At 64.8% G+C, this 16,380-nt stretch carries 20 protein-coding genes and 1 pseudogene; 8 read left to right on the top strand and 13 right to left on the bottom strand.

Annotated features, from left to right (window positions below; all coding sequences use genetic code 11):
- Positions 1-30: 30 nt before the first annotated feature.
- A pseudogene (locus ACGFI6_RS23890) lies at positions 31-186 on the top strand (sigma factor); the annotation flags it as partial.
- A 122-nt stretch (positions 187-308) separates the two neighbouring features.
- Here the strand turns inward: ACGFI6_RS23890 and ACGFI6_RS23885 are convergent.
- The 7 genes from ACGFI6_RS23885 to ACGFI6_RS23855 form a co-directional block, all read right to left on the bottom strand.
- Positions 309-866 carry a hypothetical protein gene (locus tag ACGFI6_RS23885; protein WP_393122014.1) on the bottom strand — a complete coding sequence of 186 codons (558 nt, stop codon included), beginning with the start codon at positions 864-866 and terminating at the stop codon, positions 309-311.
- Between the two features lie 63 nt (positions 867-929).
- Positions 930-1,682 (bottom strand): class I SAM-dependent methyltransferase, encoded by a 753-nt coding sequence (locus ACGFI6_RS23880; RefSeq protein WP_393122013.1) that lies wholly within the window; start codon positions 1,680-1,682, stop codon positions 930-932.
- Between the two features lie 79 nt (positions 1,683-1,761).
- On the bottom strand, positions 1,762-2,361 hold the full coding sequence (locus tag ACGFI6_RS23875) for an acyltransferase (RefSeq protein ID WP_393122011.1): 600 nt from the start codon (positions 2,359-2,361) through the stop codon (positions 1,762-1,764).
- Between the two features lie 99 nt (positions 2,362-2,460).
- Positions 2,461-2,952, bottom strand: coding sequence for an SRPBCC domain-containing protein (locus ACGFI6_RS23870; RefSeq protein ID WP_393122009.1), 492 nt, complete (start codon positions 2,950-2,952; stop codon positions 2,461-2,463).
- Complete coding sequence (locus ACGFI6_RS23865) at positions 2,942-3,262, bottom strand: ArsR/SmtB family transcription factor (protein ID WP_393122532.1); 321 nt, start codon at positions 3,260-3,262, stop codon at positions 2,942-2,944. The genes ACGFI6_RS23870 and ACGFI6_RS23865 overlap by 11 nt, the downstream gene beginning before the upstream one ends.
- Before the next feature lie 85 nt (positions 3,263-3,347).
- Positions 3,348-3,731, bottom strand: a complete 384-nt coding sequence (locus ACGFI6_RS23860; protein ID WP_393122007.1) for a hypothetical protein — start codon at positions 3,729-3,731, stop codon at positions 3,348-3,350.
- A 200-nt stretch (positions 3,732-3,931) separates the two neighbouring features.
- On the bottom strand, positions 3,932-4,408 hold the full coding sequence (locus ACGFI6_RS23855) for a GNAT family N-acetyltransferase (protein WP_393122005.1): 477 nt from the start codon (positions 4,406-4,408) through the stop codon (positions 3,932-3,934).
- Positions 4,409-4,477: 69 nt separating this feature from the next.
- On the opposite strand from ACGFI6_RS23855, the gene ACGFI6_RS23850 reads away from it, so the two are divergent.
- Positions 4,478-4,927, top strand: a complete 450-nt coding sequence (locus tag ACGFI6_RS23850) for an alpha/beta fold hydrolase (RefSeq protein ID WP_393122003.1) — start codon at positions 4,478-4,480, stop codon at positions 4,925-4,927.
- A 193-nt stretch (positions 4,928-5,120) separates the two neighbouring features.
- On the opposite strand, the gene ACGFI6_RS23845 is transcribed toward ACGFI6_RS23850, so the two are convergent.
- The 3 genes from ACGFI6_RS23845 to ACGFI6_RS23835 form a co-directional block, all read right to left on the bottom strand.
- Positions 5,121-6,314 carry a lanthionine synthetase LanC family protein gene (locus ACGFI6_RS23845; protein ID WP_393122002.1) on the bottom strand — a complete coding sequence of 398 codons (1,194 nt, stop codon included), beginning with the start codon at positions 6,312-6,314 and terminating at the stop codon, positions 5,121-5,123.
- A gap of 139 nt (positions 6,315-6,453) precedes the next feature.
- Positions 6,454-7,224: a class I SAM-dependent methyltransferase gene (locus ACGFI6_RS23840; RefSeq protein ID WP_393122000.1), complete on the bottom strand. Its 771-nt coding sequence runs from the start codon at positions 7,222-7,224 to the stop codon at positions 6,454-6,456.
- Between the two features lie 14 nt (positions 7,225-7,238).
- A complete protein-coding gene (locus ACGFI6_RS23835; protein ID WP_393121999.1) occupies positions 7,239-7,979 on the bottom strand; it encodes a class I SAM-dependent methyltransferase in 741 nt (246 codons plus the stop codon).
- Between the two features lie 261 nt (positions 7,980-8,240).
- Between ACGFI6_RS23835 and ACGFI6_RS23830 the strand changes: the two genes are divergently transcribed.
- Complete coding sequence (locus ACGFI6_RS23830; RefSeq protein WP_393121997.1) at positions 8,241-8,516, top strand: hypothetical protein; 276 nt, start codon at positions 8,241-8,243, stop codon at positions 8,514-8,516.
- Here ACGFI6_RS23830 and ACGFI6_RS23825 read toward each other — a convergent pair.
- Genes ACGFI6_RS23825 through ACGFI6_RS23815 form a run of 3 tightly spaced genes read right to left on the bottom strand, consistent with a single transcriptional unit; the run spans position 8,496 to position 10,824 of the window.
- The gene (locus tag ACGFI6_RS23825; protein WP_393121995.1) at positions 8,496-9,269 is read right to left on the bottom strand and encodes a class I SAM-dependent methyltransferase; all 774 of its coding nucleotides are present in this window, start codon (positions 9,267-9,269) and stop codon (positions 8,496-8,498) included. The genes ACGFI6_RS23830 and ACGFI6_RS23825 overlap by 21 nt on opposite strands.
- 46 nt (positions 9,270-9,315) lie before the next feature.
- On the bottom strand, positions 9,316-10,236 hold the full coding sequence (locus tag ACGFI6_RS23820) for a phosphotransferase family protein (protein ID WP_393121993.1): 921 nt from the start codon (positions 10,234-10,236) through the stop codon (positions 9,316-9,318).
- Between the two features lie 9 nt (positions 10,237-10,245).
- Positions 10,246-10,824 (bottom strand): CGNR zinc finger domain-containing protein, encoded by a 579-nt coding sequence (locus ACGFI6_RS23815; RefSeq protein ID WP_393121991.1) that lies wholly within the window; start codon positions 10,822-10,824, stop codon positions 10,246-10,248.
- Positions 10,825-10,902: 78 nt separating this feature from the next.
- Here ACGFI6_RS23815 and ACGFI6_RS23810 point away from each other — a divergent pair, with 78 nt between their 5' ends.
- The 5 genes from ACGFI6_RS23810 (at position 10,903) to ACGFI6_RS23790 (ending at position 16,374) form a co-directional block, all read left to right on the top strand.
- Entirely contained in the window at positions 10,903-12,063 is a 1,161-nt protein-coding gene (locus ACGFI6_RS23810) for an epoxide hydrolase family protein (protein WP_393121989.1), read from the top strand.
- 73 nt (positions 12,064-12,136) lie between these two features.
- Positions 12,137-13,168 (top strand): LacI family DNA-binding transcriptional regulator, encoded by a 1,032-nt coding sequence (locus ACGFI6_RS23805; RefSeq protein ID WP_393121987.1) that lies wholly within the window; start codon positions 12,137-12,139, stop codon positions 13,166-13,168.
- 64 nt (positions 13,169-13,232) lie between these two features.
- Positions 13,233-14,552, top strand: coding sequence for an ABC transporter substrate-binding protein (locus ACGFI6_RS23800; RefSeq protein WP_393121985.1), 1,320 nt, complete (start codon positions 13,233-13,235; stop codon positions 14,550-14,552).
- A gap of 11 nt (positions 14,553-14,563) precedes the next feature.
- The gene (locus tag ACGFI6_RS23795) at positions 14,564-15,502 is read left to right on the top strand and encodes a carbohydrate ABC transporter permease (protein ID WP_393121983.1); all 939 of its coding nucleotides are present in this window, start codon (positions 14,564-14,566) and stop codon (positions 15,500-15,502) included.
- Positions 15,499-16,374 carry a carbohydrate ABC transporter permease gene (locus tag ACGFI6_RS23790; protein WP_393121981.1) on the top strand — a complete coding sequence of 292 codons (876 nt, stop codon included), beginning with the start codon at positions 15,499-15,501 and terminating at the stop codon, positions 16,372-16,374. Before ACGFI6_RS23795 ends, ACGFI6_RS23790 begins: the two co-directional genes overlap by 4 nt.
- Positions 16,375-16,380: the final 6 nt, after the last annotated feature.

Genomic DNA, 16,380 nt, shown 5'->3' with positions numbered 1-16,380 from the left:
CTGAACCAGGGGGAGACCTAAGCTCGGCGCGTGGCATTCGGCGACGACCTCGAGCAGTACCGTCATGAGTTGCGGGTGCACTGCTATCGGATGCTCGGTTCGTTCGACGAGGCCGAGGATCTCGTCCAGGAGACATTTCTGAAGGCCTGGCGCGGACAGGACAGCTTCGCGGGACGTTCAAGCCTGCCGACGGACTCGCCCCAACCGACCTGACCCTCCTCAACACCCGACCGTCACATCCCGGCCACGTCCTACTGACCTACACCCAACAAGAACCCGGCCCTGACCAACCCGCCGTACGTCGGCGTTCAGACCAGATGGAACGACAGCAACGACGTGCGTGCGACATCCGCAAGACCCGCGTAACTCGCCGCCGGACAGCTGAAGGTGACCGTGTACTGCTTGCCCGCAGCCATCAGAAGAAGCTGCAGATTCTCGACGTGTACGGAGTTGTAGTCGAATGTGCCGCCGAGCAACCACGCCGCCTGGCCGTTTGCCGTCGCCGGCTCGTCGACCACCGAGCGATAGGACGGCACCAAGGTCCGGTAACCGAGCTTGGTATTCGCGACCGTCGTCTCCAGGTCCTGCTGAGGGGGATGAATCCCGACCAGGATGTTGTCCACGAACTTCGCGGCGGGATCGATCGAAGGCGCGAAGAACACCACGGACGCCTGACTCGCAGCCCGCGCAGACCCCTCTTGCCAGCCCTTCGGCGGGTTGAACGAGTACCCATCAGGCGAAGTGAACGGCCTCGCCTTCGCTGTCCAGGTGCCGTCCCTGTCGGACTTGCCCGGTGCGATCACCGAGCAGCCGACCAGCGTCCCGACGAGCGACACCGCTGCGAGCAGGGTCACGGCTCTGCGCATACCAGCGTTATACCCGATTCCGTCGTCAAACTGCCGTGTCAGCGACGAATTCGAGGGTGCCGATCAGTTCGCTTCGCAGACGTAGAGTTGGAGCGGTGCGTCGGCGGTGAGTCGTGTACGGGACCAGGTGCCGAAGCGTTCGACGACGCGGAGACCGCCGAGCGAGAGCAAGAGCGGCAACTCCTGGGGGAAGATGCTCCTGATCTCGAGTGGCGCGACGGCGAAGTCGGCCTCGGTTGCGGTTGAGAAGTACCAGGTCCCGCGAGTCACCTGCGCGGCCGCGTCGTACGTCTCCGCGACGTCGACGTGCACCACGCCACGATCCGGATCCACGAACGACAACGCGTCACGCCTGCGTCGAACGCCGTCGGCCTGGGCGAGCATGCGTACGCTCGGGTTGAACACGTCGAAGACGAGCCGCGCCCCGGGCGCCAGGTGCCTTCGTACCGACCGAAAGCACCCCACCAGGTCGTCAGCCTCGTGCAGATGGAGCAACGAGTTGGCGGCGACGAAGACGAGGTCGAAACTGCGGCCCAGGTCGAACTCGCGCATGTCGCCCTGCACCCACTCGACCTCAACGCGGCGCTCGTCCGCCTTGCGCCGAGCCTCCGCGAGCATGTGCGGCGAGAGCTCGAGACCCACGCATGGATGCCCGTCGGACGCAATCGGGATCAGCTTCTGCCCGGTCCCACATCCAAGTTCCAACACACAGCCGCCTTGCCGATCGGCCGCGGCCCTGTAGAAGTCGACAGCCTGTACGCCGCCGGGGAACAACCGGTCGTACAACGCCGCATCCGAGTAGAACCGCTCGCTCATCGAGGCACACCTTCCTGACTCGTTAGACACAGACGCATTCGACAACTGCTGAAGGTCTGAGCGGAGTACTGCGGAAGGTTCAGGGTTGGGTATTCAGGTAGGTGACGGATCGCAGGACCTTCGCCGGGGCGCCGGCCGCGACGGAGTACGGGGGGATGTCCTGCGTGACAACGCTGTTGGCGCCGATCACGCACCTCTCGCCGATCGTCACCCCGCTCGTGACGACCACGTTCGCGCCCAGCCAGACGTTGTCGCCGATCCGCGTCGGCCCCTTGGAATCGAACCCCTGCCACGGAACTGGCCGATCCGGATCGTCGAACCGGTGATTGGCATCCGTCACGAAGCACCCGTTCGCCAGCATGCAATGGGATCCGATCTCCACCCGGTCGAGCGCGGCGACCATCACCGCGATGTTCAGAAACGTGCCTTCCCCGATCCGCACCCGCGCGTCGTCGCCGACGGTGATCCAGACGTTGGGCTCGAACATCGTGTTGGCCCCGACCTCGAGCCGCCCGTCCTGCAAAGCCTCCAGTACGTTCCCGTGCAACGGCCACCGCGCGAACGCACCGCGCCGCATCAGCTCCCAGTTGATCCGCGCCCGGTTCCAAGGCAGCGAACTCCGCTGGTACCAACGCCACTTCTGCACCCAGACCTTCAGCTGCCCACGAAGCTCCTCCACCCGCGCCAGCGTACGCGGCAGGCACCACATCAACCGTCAAGTCGTGCGGGGGAGTAGCCGCGGAAGAGCCAGTTGCTGTTTGGGTCTGCTGAGGGCGTACTAGGCGCGGCTGGAGTCGAGTACTGACCTGAGGATGTTTTCCATCTCGTCGAGGCTGTCTTGCTGGCCGTCGAACCTGGACATGTGGTCGCGTCCCGCCTTGTCACGGAACGCAAAGCTCCACGTCAGCGTGGTCACGCCATTGCTCTCCTGCAGTGCCATGGTCTCGACCGCCTCCGCGTCGGGCCAGTAGCTGAACAGCCACGTCTCCACGGTCCGCGTCGGCGGCTCGACCTCAAGGTACGTCCCGCTGAACGAGAACACGTCTCCTTCTCCGGTGGTGAAGGAAGAACGGTAGTTCCCGCCGACCCGCAGGTCGATCGAGCACTCCGTCATCCGGTCCGGGGGAGTCGCACCCCATTGGCGCACATGCTCGGGCTTGGTCAACACGTCGAAGACAAGCGCGATCGGAGCGTAGAACTCTCGTGTGATGACAACCTCGAGCTCGTTCGGGAAGGTGATGACTGCAGAACCGTGCCGATCAGGTATCACTGTCGTGTCCTTGTCGTTGCAGCTCCTCGAGGTAGTCCTCGAGGCGATCCAGTCGGTTGTTGATCGCCCGCTCGTACTTGGCCACCCAGTCGTGCAACGGCCGAAGATGCTCCGGCGCCAAGCGGTAGAGGCGGCGACGACCTTCGGCCCGGCAGTTGACGAGTCCGACGTCACCGAGCACCCGCAGATGCCTCGAGACCTGAGGCTGAGACATCGAGACATCCCCTGCAATCGCCCCAACCGCCTTCTCGCCCGTGAGCAGCACATCGAGGATTGCGCGGCGGTGAACATCACCAACTGCGTTGAACACATCCGACGTCGTCGATGCCCGGGCCACCACTCGATCATATTTCCATATGGATATATGTCAACGCTCCGGAAACAGCTGACCTGAGCTAACGATGCTGGAGCAGGGTGAATTCGCCGGCGAACGGGGTGATGACCACGACGGCAATGGCGTAGAACCACCAGAGCCAGCGGAAGCTGCTGATGCGGCCGAGGATGGCGGCCGCCGGGGCCGCGAACATCGCGCTGCCGACGCAGTAGGCGGCCGAGACCTCCATGTCGTCGATCAGGAAGTACAGCACGACGAAGAGGACCGCGACCGTCGCATAGGCGAGGCCGAAACCGCGGCCGAACGGATTGAGCGGTTTGTAGAGCTTCCAACCGGGTGGCGGCGGTCCCCAGCGCGGATCCGGCTGCCAGCCCGGACCCGGCATCCAGCGCGGATCCGGCGGTGTCGGCCAGTTCGGCGGTGGGTTGAATCTCGTGCCTGCCATCGTGATCCCTTCCTCGCGGTTCAAGGTAGGACGGGATCCACGCGGCCGGCCCGCACTGGCACCAACCGGTCAGCAACCCAACCAGGAGCCGTGCAGGCCTTCGGAAGGTCGTCCTCAGCAGGTGGAACTGGGCCGGTGGTGCGTTGGCTTCACTCATACGCTCGTTCCTGCGCAAGCGCTCGCTGATCGCGTGGGCCTCGTCATGGCGTCACGTCTTTGCGCATCTCGATCTGGACCGGCCGGAAGCCCTGCTGCTGGTAGGAGCTTCCAGCCGTTTCGTTCTGGCTATGCACCTGCAGCGTGATCGCAACGGCCCCCTCCTGATGCGCCACCTGTTCCAACTGTCCAATGAGCATGGCGCCGATCCCTCGTCGGCGATATGACGCGCTGACGACGAGGTCATTGACCTGCATCACGGGAACGTCATAGGGAGCGATGGCCTGCGGCGGCCGAACGGAGCCGGATACGAGCCCAGCGAGCCTGCCTCCGTCAGCCTCGGCAACCAGGAGGCGCAGCCCGCTGTCTCCGTCGGTCTGAGACAGGTCTTCGCGCACCGACCCTCGGACGTCGACCTTCCTGAAGTCGGCCGGCCACTTCTCGGCGTGCCAGTCGACCGTCTCGGCATACAGATCGCAGATCTGGTCAAGATCCTCCGGCAGCCTGGCTGTGCTACTCACGGCTGATGGTTCCGTCGAGCGCCACCCGACACGTGGGATGGGACTTCAGAGTTGCTACCGTCCGTGGTCATGAAGTCGCGAATGATTCACGTCGGCGACGTTGAGCTGCATGTTGGCGTGACCGGCGAGGGCCGCGATGTGGTTGTGCTGACTGGTGGGCCGGGGTGCGTGCAGTACCTCGAACGGGACGAGATCTCGCCGGCCGGCCACCGGGCCTGGTATCCAGAACCGCGTGGAGTCGGCCGCTCGGGCGGCGGGCCGCACAGCATCGAACGAGCGATCGCTGATCTTGAAGGTATTCGTGTGGCGGTCGGTGTCGACCGTTGGATCGTGATGGGTCACTCGTGGGGTTGTGATCTGGGCGTCCGGTACGCGGTCGAACATCCGGACTCGGTGGTTGGTGTCGTCGGCGTCGCCGGGCGCGGACCCCAACGTGATCGCAGTTGGTCCGAGGCGTACGAAGCAGGCAATGCCTCGGAGCCGGTCGCGACCTGCCCGACCGACCGGTCGCCGCGCTGACACAGCTGGACAATCTCGGCCTTGAACTCAGCAGTGAACGAACGACGAGACCGCGGCTTCTTCTTGCCCATGGACTCCATGATGAACGTCCTTCCGGAGCACAAGCTCCTGATCTCGGATGTCCGTCAAAACGGGGCATGCCCAGCAGTAGTCACCGCTGATGGGTGTTGGACCGCATCATCCCTCTGACCGTTCAGGTGACTGTGGGCGGGTGGTCGGGCCATGAAACCGAGTAGGCAGTGTCAGATGAGCCAGAGCAGAGCCGCGAGTACCGCAGTAGTTCGCGGACGATTCCAGCGGTGCCCATGGCCCATCCGGCCAGGGGTGCCAGATCCGGAGGTGTGTTGCGGTGTTCAAGGTTCGACCAACGAGCGCCGTCCCCATCGATGGTCGCGCGCGAAGCCAGGTCGTCGTACAGCACGTCGGCAAACGCGAATCCGTCGCCCCGTTCGATGATCCGGTCGCAGGCAAGCGCGAGGACGCCGGCTGTCCCGCAGCAGCGTCCGTTGTTGTCCCAGAAGCCCGGACGTACGCGCTCGGGCAATCCCGACGAGACGACCGTCTGCCAGCACCTGTCTCCCAACGACGTCCACTGCTTTCCTTGGGTGACTTGCTCCAGCAGTCTGAAGACCTGAGCGTCGCCGGCCGGTCCGTTGCACCACCCCAAGCTGAATCGCTCGATGATGTCTGGGCGGTGCGGGGGATCAGAGTGAGGCACAAGGAAGCCGTCGGGGCCTGCCTGGTTCCGAGCTACGACGTCCGTTGCGCCCTCGACGGCCAGCTCCAGCAGGTCCGAACGTCCTGCTGCGTCCCCGACGGCCGCGAGTGCGAAGACGATTCCAAGAGTCCCGTGTGCCATGTGATGCGACCGTGGGGGCGTCGGCCGCACGGGCCAGTTCACTCCGTTCGGCGTCTTGCTCCAGGTCGAGAGATAAGGAGTCACCGCATCCACGGCCAGTTCCAGGTCACCTACTTTGAGAGCGCCGAGTCCGATTCCGGCGTTGCCGGCAAGAAGCTCGAACATTGGGCCCCAACGACCGGCTTCGGCGCGATCCCTGACGCGCTGTAGGGCACGGCGTGCGGCATCCTCTCGGCCAAGACTGTTCAGAGTGAACGCGATGCCGGACAGCCCGAAGTACAGCGAGCAGTCATCCACACGCTCGACTTCTTCTGTCAGCCTGTCGAGGCCAGATTGAATCGTGTCGTCCAGTTCGTGCCCTCCGGCCATCTCTGCCGTCTCGTGCAGCGCAAGAACGATGCCCGAGCGACCGTGATACAGCGAGTAGTCGTCCCAGTCGCTGTCCCTGGCGTTGAGCAGCCACTGAACGCCGAGACCAGCAAGTTCCGAGGCAGCCTCGGCACGAACGTGATGCGCTGACAACTCCACGTTGCCGATCGTAATCGACGGCGGCACTGACGGGATCGAGCGCGCTTGTCGCCCATTGGCGGAGGGAGTACTTGCATCTACTTCTACCCGCGCTGATTAAGCGCCGATAAGGGACATTATGTCAACTAGGTCCTGTTCGCTACTCCTCCGGTGTCTGTGCTTTGCTCGCGACAACCATGTAGTTCTCGGCCTTGGGATCGAACGTGCTCGCGTCCGTCTGGAGGCCGAGGCGGTGCAGGTCGGCTTCGAGTTCCTCGTACCGGTAGGGCCAGCAGGACAGCAGTTCTGAGCGGACAAGAACCAGCCCAGTGGTATCAACTTGCGCGATCGCAATCTCGATGTGGTGCTCCTCGTCCCAATGCGGCGCGATCTCCCAGCGGTAGACCACGACGGCGTCGCGACCGTTCCGGCGGACGAGTCGGTTACTGATATCGAGCCGGGAACCTCTGGCCCTCACGAGTTCCCAAGTACGGGATGTGAGTACCAAGCGCCCGCCAGGACGCAGAAGGCGTGACATCGACTCCAGAGCAGCGACCCTGCCTGTCGCGCCCGAGGCATGGTGGAGCGAGTTGCCAACGCAGAACACCATGTCGAACATGCCGTCCTCGAAATGGTCGGGCAACTCTTCCCAGTTCGCCCGCACGGCCAGGACGGCTACCCCGAACTCCTCAGACAACTCTGCAGTCCGTCGAACCATCGCCTCGCTCGCGTCGGTAGCGACAACCTGGATGCCACGACCGGCGAGACCAACCGCCAACTGTCCGGTTCCGCACGAACAGTCGAGGACGTGAGCGTTCGGCGGCAGGAGACCGAGGACGTCATCAAACGACGCCGCGAACTCGGCTGGAGGCAATTTTGCATCCGAGATGAGCCATTCGTACACCTCGGCAAGCACGTCATAATCCGTCACAACCACTACCTCCGTCACGCACCATTGTCGCGGTTGGCGCTGACTATTAGGAAGTTTGGTAGGGCTACGTAGGAGTCGAGTGCGTCGTTTCCGGTGGCTTGTGCGATCTGTGGATCGAGTCTTGGTTCGCAGAGTTCGGTTACGCGACAGCCGAGGCTGATGAGTTCATTGATGTACGTGGACAGCGGGCGGTGGAAGTCGGATGCGTGACCCTGAGGCATCTCGTACTCGTCCAGGTACCGATCAAGTTGGTAGTGACCGTGGTCCCGCCAGGTTCCGTACAGATTCTCGAACGCTGGATGAGTGATCGAGAAGACGAAGCGGCCGCCCGGCTTCAGTGCGTTGACACACGCTGCCATCGCCGACTGCCAATCAGGTATGGCGAGGAGCACCATGCTGCAGACCACCGCGTCGAACGGCTGACCAACCTCCGGCAGCATCGAGAGGTCAGCCTGCACGTACCTGATCCCCTGACACCGCTGCTGCTCGAGATTCTGAGCACGCGCCAGCAGTGCGGTGGCCGGCTCCACACCAACCACCTCTGCTCCCCCGTCGGCCAGCAGCCGGCTCAAGTAGCCTTCGCCACTGCCTGCATCGAGAATCTTCCGACCAGCGAGGGGCCCCAGCATCCGGAGCACATTCCCGTTCATCAGATGACGCTTGGGAAAGTCGCCCTGATCGTCGTACGCCTCAATGGCGTCAGCCGGCATCGCCGACCACGCTGCGATCGCCTCTGAGTTACTGATCGTGGACATCCGGTCACACCTCTCCGACGACAGACGGTCAGGAACAGCCATGTAATCTACCGCCGCGGCGAGGGGTCGGCGGACGAGGTTGGGGAGGATTTTGCTCCCGGATCGGCACGAAATCCTCCCCAGTGTGGGCCATCAGCCAGTACGCCGGAAGCACTCCCCTGTCTTCCGGACATAATCACATTTGATGGACGGTTCGATTCTAAGGAATGAGTTGTGGCTGAGCGACCTGAGGTTGTGTGTATTTGTGGGTCTGTGCGGTTTATGGACGAGATGCTCGTGGCGAATCGGGAGTTGACGCTGGCGGGTGTCATTGTTGTTGCGCCGGGGGTCTTCGGGCGGGCCGATGATCGCGAGGTTTACGAGAAGATCACTGACGAGCAGAGGGCCGCATTGGGCACGCTCCACCTGCGGAAGATCGATCTGGCTGACCGGGTTCTGGTTGTGAATCCGGGTGGGTATATCGGCGAGTCCACGAGTCGGGAGATTGCGTACGCTCGCGCAGCAGGCAAGCCGGTTTCATTCACCGATGTTGTCTGACCGCTTGCGGAGTTTGAAGATGAGGATGCCCAGGTACTTGTTCATCCACGCCTGTTTGTGGGGATAGCGGCGTCGGGAATCCTCTGACAACTGGGGTTCGGTTGCGCTCTCGATCCACAGCCCTGCCGCGCTGAACGAGTTGATCAGGTCGGAGATGGTGTAAGGGCGCTGCGCGAGAGTGATTTTGTCGTTCCAGCCGCTCACGTACGAGAACGGCTTTGTGGAGAAATACTCTTCGCCCAAGGACGTGCCGTTTTGCTCGGTGCGTTCGACGGCGTACCGGATCGGGTGTGTTCTGGTCAGCAGGATGAAGCCGTCGGCGGTCAGCATTGTGCTTGCTGTTTGCAGGGTGCGGACCGGGTCTTTTGCGTAGCCGAAGGACTGCAGGAACAGGATGCGGTCGAACTTGCGGCCGGACAGCTCAGGCAGGGAATCCAGCTCGGACAGGTCGCCTTGAATGTAGCTCGTACCGGCCGGTGGGTCTTTGAGAAAGTTGCCGGTGATGTCGATGCCTACGGAGGCGGTCGCACCGTCTCGCGTCAGTTCAGCGAGTTTGGCGCCGTTGCCGCAGCCGACGTCGAGGACTGAGAGTCCGGTGACGTCGCCGAGAAGGGCTCGCTGGGCGGGCCACTCGACGAGGCGATCGAGTGAGTCCTCCTTGGAGCGGGCGCGCTCGTAGTCGGGAGCGAGTTCGCGCCACGCCTCGCTCTGATCACCAGGACTGGCTGGCCGTGAGTCGTCTGACGTTGCCACGACACAGACCATAGTCGCGCCCAACGGATGGCTGTGGGAGATGCGCTTATAGGAGGGTTTCGAGGTCGGGCAGGTGGTTGAAGAGGTTTGGGAGGCCGGTCAGGGCGTTGTGGACGGACTCGTGGGATAGGGAACGCTCCGGGCCGGTGGGCGCGTCGGTGGTGGAGAGGCAGCGGAGGATGTTCCACCGCGTGTGGCCGAGCCAGCCTTCGATCATGAACACGAACCAACTGGGCCCGGCCGGCGGCAGGACTCCCCCGGCGGCGACGTATCCATCGAGGACCGAGCGGAAGATGCTCGCGTCGATGTCGTCGAGTCCGGGACCCTTGGCCAGGCTCAGGGCGGTCGAGCCGAGCTCGCCGGACAGGTCGAGCAGCCCTGACAGTTCCCAGTCCAGCACGACCGGTCGGCCGTCGCGAGCCAGCAGGTTCCACGGCTGGATGTCTTTGTGCGTCAGTACGACAGGCCCGGGCCTGTCGCAGTCGCTGACGAATTGAGCGATCGCCAGGAACACCTCGACGCGCGCGGCGAGCTCGTCGGCCCACGGCTGCCCGGTCGCCGCGGCTCGCTCGGCGAGATCAGGCCAGTCCCGCGCAACCGGTTCTGCGATCGCCCCATGAGACCACGAGACGTCGAGCGCGTGGATGCGCGCGAGGATCTCGCCGATCTCGAACGCGTACGCCGCCGATACCGGTGCTTCAGGCACCTTCTCCCCCGCGACCCACCGGTGTACGAGCAGGTCGGGATCGGCCGCGATCGGTTCTGGCATCGGTACGCCGGCAGCAAAGGCCGCCCGCTCGAACCTGAACACGTCCTCGACGTGGTACGGCCAGCGGCGATCGACGCGATTCAATTCCTTCACCGCGAACGAACCCTGGTCGGTGTCGAGCCGGTACATCCGGTTGGCGAAGCCGCCGTCGACGCGGGTCATCGGTCGGACCGGCGTACCGAACTGCGAGAGATCCATCGACGCAATCTAAAGGGCGCCGTTGCGCGATGCACCCGGATTCTTGGCTTTGAGGCGGGCCTTCTTCTGCTGGTTGCCGCAGGTGTTCATGTCGCACCATCTGCGGGTACGGCTCTGACTGGTGTCGAAGAACGCGGCCTGGCAGGTCGGGGACGCGCATAGGGCGAGCTTTCCGTCGCGTTCGCCGGCGATGATGCTGATCGCGTCGGCGGCGATCACGCCCAGGGCATCTTCCACGGAGGAGGCCGAGCCGAGTCGCCAGCGCCGCTCGCCGTCGGGCGTCAAGGCAGCCGCAGCCTGGCCCTGAGCACTGCGGTCGTTGATGACTCGGACCGCCGGCGCGGGAAGGGTTTCATGGAGCGCGGCCGCGGTCGCCGCGGCGTGGATCGACTCCCTCAGTTCCCGAGCGAGCGCGAGTTGGGCATCAGTGCACGACTCCACCGCGAGGCCACTCACTGCCAGCCAGTCGGCGAGCCGCTGCGGCGTCGGAATGCGCTCCACAGCGCCGCCGCGACGCTCCGTCAGGGTCGCGGTGAAGCTCGTCGCCAGCACCTTGCCGAGCCGGAAGTCAGGGAACTGAGTACGCATGGAACCACCTTAGCCGGTTGCGCGCCCCTCGAAGAGTCTGTTAGAACCGTCTTAGCCGGTTCCATCGAAGGAGGCTTCGTGAGCAGCCCAACCAGAGCTGTACGGCCGTTCGAGACCACCACGAGTGACGGCGAACTGGACGAGTTGCGCGCGCGATTGGCCGCAGCGCGCCTGCCGGAGGCCGAGACCGTACATGATCCGCGCCGATGGAATCAGGGCGTTCCGCTCGCCGATCTCGTGGACCTCGTGACGTACTGGCGCACCGAGTACGACTGGCGGCCGTTCGAAGCGCGCCTCAACCAGATCGGTCAGTTCCGCACCACCATCGACGAGCTCGGAATCCATTTCCTGCACCGCCGCTCGGAGCGTGCCGACGCCACTCCCCTGATCCTGACGCACGGCTGGCCGGGCAGCATTGCCGAGTTCGTCGACCACATCGACGAACTGGCAGACCCCAAAACCGAAGACACACCGGCCTTTCACGTCGTGGTCCCGTCGCTACCCGGCTTCGGTTACAGCGACAAGCCGACCAAGACCGGATGGGGAACCGAAAAGATCGCAGCCTCCTGGGTCGAACTCATGGGGCGGCTCGGCTACAGCAAATTCGTGGCGCACGGCGGCGACTGGGGCGGCAATATCACCACAGTGCTCGCCGGCAGGTTCCCGCAGCACGTTCTAGGTATCCACACAACGTTCGCCGAAGGTCTCCCGGGGGCGACCACGGACGGGCTGACCGAGACAGAGCGCAAGTGGGCCGAGGAGACCCACAACTTCTGGCATCACCGGGCCGCGTATGCGAAGCAGCAAGCGACCCGGCCGCAGACCATCGGGTATTCGCTCGTCGACTCACCGGTCGGGCTGCTGGCCTGGATCCTCGACAAATTCGCCGACTGGTCGGACACCGCGGACAGCCCGTTCGAGACGATCTCCCGCGACCGAATTCTCGACGACGTCACCCTGTACTGGCTGACACGCACCGGGGCGTCAGCGGCACGCATCTACTACGAGAGCCACGACTCGCTCGACCCCGATCTGCGCGTCGACGTGCCGGCGGCCGTCACCATGTATCCCCGCGACATCGAGAAGTACCCGCGCGCCTGGGCGCAGGAGCGGTACCGGCGGATCGTCCGCTGGCAGGAACCCGAACACGGTGGGCACTTCCCATCCCTGGAGGTTCCGCAGTACTTCGTGAACGACCTGCAGGAAGGCCTCGCACAAGTGCTCGCAGCGGACCGGTAGGATCCGAGCTCTTGACCACTGATGGAGTGGTTGATACGAATAAGCCCGTAACAACCGAGTGAGGAGGCGGCCCATGTCACGGCGAGGCAATCCACGTCAGAGCGACATCGCGCGGGCCGCGGGCGTCAGTCAGGCCACCGTTTCCTATGTCCTGACGGGCAAGGGGAAGGGCATCATCCTCGACAGCACACGGCAGCGAGTGCTCGACGCCGTCGCCGAGCTCGGTTACGTGCCCAACGTTGCTGCGCAGTCGCTGCGCGGTGGGCGCACCAGCCTGATCGGCGTCTACACGTTCGAGCCGGTCTTCCCGGTCTCGGCCGACGACTACTACCACGAGTTCCTGGTCGGGATCGAGGAGCAAGCGGTGGAGGCACGACTGGATCTGGTGCTGTTCGCCTCGACCCAGACTCCCGACGGACGGCGCAGCATCTACGCGAGCGGATCGAACCGCCTCCGGCTCGCCGACGGTGCGGTCCTGCTGGGTCTGCAAGACACCGATCAAGAGCTCGAGCGGCTCGCGGCCGAGGAGTTCCCGGTCGTGTTCATCGGCCGTCGCGAAGGCGTGGTCGGCAAGATGCCGTACGTCTCCCTCGACTACGACGGCGCGCTCGCCGGTGTGCTCGATCAACTGCACGGCGCGGGACATCGGCAGATCGGCTACCTCGGCGACGCGGACCGTACCGGGCCGGACGAGGAGCGGCTGAACGGGTTCCTCCGGCACTCCGAGCGGCTGAACGTCCAAGCCGGCGAGCCAGTTCTGGTCGATGCCGAGCAGTTCGACCCGGCGCTCGTGGCCAAGCTGATCGCCGACGGCGTGACGGCGATGGTCGTGGAGAGCTACGCACTGATCGACGCCCTCACCGCGGCGTGCACGGCGGCCGGCCTCTCGATTCCACGCGACCTGTCGATCGTGGGTCTCGACGTCGGACGCCATCGAGCCATGGCCCCCGGCGGCAGCCACATCGAGGTACCACGCCGAGCTCTCGGCCGGCGCGCCGTCGCCGTCCTCATCGAGCTGCTCGAAGGCCGCGTGGATCGCGAGTACCACGAGGAACTCGCCTGCCTGCCGGCCGACAACTCGACGATCGCACCACCGGCCTCCTGAACTCCCGCGGGTCCCACCCGCGCTGCACTCATGTCGTCCATTGATACGAATAAGGAGAGAGATCATGCATCGTTCCGGCAGCCCTTTCCGCGTCTTGCCACGGCTGGCCGCCGGGCTCGCGGTCGGGACACTGGTCCTCGCCGGGTGCAGCTCCGGCCACGGCGCCGAGGGCGGCAGTTCGGCGTCCAACGAGCTCACAGTGTGGTTCCCCGGCAACAACCAGGCCGAGATCGACCTGGTGAAGGGCCCGATCGCGAAGCGGTTCCAGGACGAGACCGGGGCCAAGCTCAACATCACGTTCGTTGACTGGGGAGACATCTCCACGAAGCTCAACACCGCGTTCGCCGCCGGGACCGCGCCTGACCTGTTCGGGCACGGTCCGGCAGCCGCAGCGGACTTCGTGGCCAACGATCGCCTCGAGTCGCTCGACAAGTACGTTGACACGCTCGACGCCGCGGACAAGAAGGACCTGGCGGCGGCGCTGCCCGGCGGTCAGGTGGACGGGCATCAGTACCTGGTCCCGCTGTCGATGCAGGGCAGCCTGCTGATCTACGACGCGGACGACTTCAAGAAGGCGGGCCTCGACCCGGGCGCTCCGCCGAAGACGTGGGAAGAGGTCAAGGCCGCGGCCGAGAAGCTGACCGTACGCAAGGACGGGCGGATCACCCGCGCCGGTCTGCTGCTGCCGAGTCAGGCGATCGGGCGTCAGCAGACGTTCGCGAGCCTGCTCGCGTCCGACGGCGGGCAGCAGCTCGACGACAGCGGCAAGCCTGCCGTCGACTCCGACGCCGGTGTGAAGGCGCTCGGCTTCTTCCGCAGTCTGTACGACGGTGCCGGCGCGGTGTCGACGAACCTCGGCGCGGACTACGTCAACGCTCCCCCGCAGCAGCAGCCGATCGTCACCGATCAGGCAGCCATGGAACTCCAGTCGAGCGCCGGCGCCGTACAGATCGCCAAGGCCGACCCCAAGCTGGATCTGCGCGTCATGGACGCGGTGCCGTTCGCAGGTCAGGCGAAAGGCCAGGTCGTGGGCGGGGCCGGGCCGGGTCTGATGATGAATGCCGACAGCAAGCACAAGGACCTCGCCTGGAAGTTCATCAGCTACATGGTGTCCCCGGAGACGAGCAACCAGTACGCGCAAGGTGTCGGCCAGATCCCGACCAGGGCCTCGGCGAGCAGCTCGGCGTACGTCAAGCAGAGCCCGATCCTGCAGGCCTTCGTCCGCAACGCCGGCAGCTTCTTCCCGAATCCGAACGTGCCGGGCTGGGTCCAGGCCCGCGACCAGCTCGACAAGCAGCTCGAGCAGTCGCTCAAGGGCGGGACCGATCCAGCCAAGGCGCTCGGCGACGCGTCCAAGGCGATGCAGTCCGTACTGGCCCGCTGAACAGGGACGCCATGACGACCACCTCCTCTCCGCCACGGATCGCGGCCGCCACCGTGCGACTCAAGCCTCCGCGGCGCCGGCCGCGCTGGACACGCAAGCAGCGAGCAGGACTGCTGCTCGTTGCTCCGGCTGCGCTCTACGTGCTCGTGTTCCAGTTCGTCCCAGTCGTGTACGGGCTGAGTCTGAGCTTCAGCGACTACAGCCCGCTGTCCCGCGGCGGACCGAAGTTCGTTGGCCTGAGCAACTACACGGACCTGGTCCGGGATGGCGACTTCCTGAAGGCGCTGCTGGTCACCGGCCGCTACGTCCTCCAGGTGCTGCCGATCACCGTGATCGTGGCCCTGGTCCTGGCGCTCCTGGTCAGCCGCCCGTTCCGCGGCGTCGGAGTCTTCCGGTCCGCACTGTACGTACCGCACATCGTCTCGCTGACGGCCGTCAGCCTGGTCTGGCTCTGGATGTACTCACAGAACGGCCTGGTCAACGAGCTGCTGAAGGGCATCGGCCTCGCGCCCCAGACGTGGCTGCTCGAATCGGGCACGGCGCTCTGGGCGGCGTCCGCGATGCGGATCTGGAAGGCGCTCGGGAGCAACATGGTGCTGCTGCTCGCCGGTCTCCAGTCCGTCCCCCATGAGTTGTACGAGGCGGCCCGCGTGGACGGAGCCGGCCGCTGGCAGCAGTTCCGGTACGTCACCCTGCCCGGTCTCCGGCCGATGCTCGTGTACGTCGTCGCGATGGACATCATCTTCCTGGCGCAGGGCTTCGCCGAGATCTTCGTGCTGACCCAAGGTGGCCCGCTCGGCAGTACGACGACGGTCAACTACCTGGTCTACACCGAGGCGTTCCAGTACAACTCGCTCGGCTCGGCGTCGGCGATGGCGTTCGTGCTGTTCGCGTTCATCGTCGGCGCGTCCGTGCTGTCGGTCCGATCGGTCCTCGGAGGTCGGCGATGAGCAGTCCGCGACTTCGCGTGCGTACGAGAGGACTCTCGAAACTGCTGATCCTCGGCGCCATGACGTTGCTCGTCCTGGTGCCGTTCGCGTGGATGATCAGCCTGGCGTTCACGCCCGAGAACGACGCGTTCGGCAGCGTGTCGCTGATCCCTGCGCACCCCACGCTGGAGAACTTCCGCACCGCCTGGGTCGACGCGGTCCTCGGTCGCGCGCTGCTCAATTCCGGAGTGGTCGCGATCGTGGTCGTGATCTGCAATTGCTTCGTAGCTGTTCTGGCCGGGTACGGATTTGCGCTGCTGCCTTTCAAGGGCAGCTTCCAGTTGTTCCTGGTACTGGTCTCGACGAGTGCGATTCCGGCGTCCGTGACGCTCATTCCACTGTTCTTGATGGCACGCGGCATTCCGCTGATGGGCGGAAACGACTTGGTCGGCCACGGCGGCAGCGGAGCTCTCGACACGCTCTTCGGCCTGATGTTGCCGTACCTGGTGATGCCGATGAACATCTTTCTCGCGCGGCAGTACTTCCTCTCGGCCAGTCCTGAACTCGGCGAAGCCGCCCGGGTCGACGGCGCCGGCGAGCTGCGGATCTTCTTGTCGGTCTATCTCCCGTTGGCCAGACCGCTCCTTGCCGTGGTTTCGGTCTTCGCCTTCGTCGGCGTCTGGGACGACTTCCTCTGGCCCTTGGTCGTGACGAACTCCGAGTCGGCGCAGACCGTCCAGCTCGCGCTGGCCAAGTTCCTTGCCTCCGGCAATGTCCAGTACGCCCCGCTGATGGCCGGCGCCGTACTGGTGACCATTCCCGTTCTCACCCTGTTCCTGGTGAACCAGCGAGCCTTCGTCTCCGGCCTGGCCGAGGGAAGCCTCAAAGGCTGATGCCAA

The sequence above is a fragment of the Kribbella sp. NPDC048928 genome, from assembly GCF_043197975.1.
Taxonomy (GTDB): Bacteria; Actinomycetota; Actinomycetes; order Propionibacteriales; family Kribbellaceae; genus Kribbella.
Note: the sequence above shows the minus strand (reverse complement) of the source record. Positions and strands in the feature narration are given on the sequence as shown.

Excerpts from the sequence above, each read along its gene's own strand:
- ACGFI6_RS23805 (WP_393121987.1), top strand. The coding sequence starts at position 12,137 with ATGTCACGGCGAGGCAATCCACGTCAGAGCGACATCGCGCGGGCCGCG.
- ACGFI6_RS23830 (WP_393121997.1), top strand. The coding sequence starts at position 8,241 with ATGGACGAGATGCTCGTGGCGAATCGGGAGTTGACGCTGGCGGGTGTC.
- ACGFI6_RS23815 (WP_393121991.1), bottom strand. The coding sequence starts at position 10,824 with ATGCGTACTCAGTTCCCTGACTTCCGGCTCGGCAAGGTGCTGGCGACG.
- ACGFI6_RS23860 (WP_393122007.1), bottom strand. The coding sequence starts at position 3,731 with ATGGCAGGCACGAGATTCAACCCACCGCCGAACTGGCCGACACCGCCG.
- ACGFI6_RS23820 (WP_393121993.1), bottom strand. The coding sequence starts at position 10,236 with ATGGATCTCTCGCAGTTCGGTACGCCGGTCCGACCGATGACCCGCGTC.
- ACGFI6_RS23850 (WP_393122003.1), top strand. The coding sequence starts at position 4,478 with ATGAAGTCGCGAATGATTCACGTCGGCGACGTTGAGCTGCATGTTGGC.
- ACGFI6_RS23795 (WP_393121983.1), top strand. The coding sequence starts at position 14,564 with ATGACGACCACCTCCTCTCCGCCACGGATCGCGGCCGCCACCGTGCGA.
- ACGFI6_RS23790 (WP_393121981.1), top strand. The coding sequence starts at position 15,499 with ATGAGCAGTCCGCGACTTCGCGTGCGTACGAGAGGACTCTCGAAACTG.
- ACGFI6_RS23835 (WP_393121999.1), bottom strand. The coding sequence starts at position 7,979 with ATGTCCACGATCAGTAACTCAGAGGCGATCGCAGCGTGGTCGGCGATG.
- ACGFI6_RS23800 (WP_393121985.1), top strand. The coding sequence starts at position 13,233 with ATGCATCGTTCCGGCAGCCCTTTCCGCGTCTTGCCACGGCTGGCCGCC.
- ACGFI6_RS23880 (WP_393122013.1), bottom strand. The coding sequence starts at position 1,682 with ATGAGCGAGCGGTTCTACTCGGATGCGGCGTTGTACGACCGGTTGTTC.
- ACGFI6_RS23885 (WP_393122014.1), bottom strand. The coding sequence starts at position 866 with ATGCGCAGAGCCGTGACCCTGCTCGCAGCGGTGTCGCTCGTCGGGACG.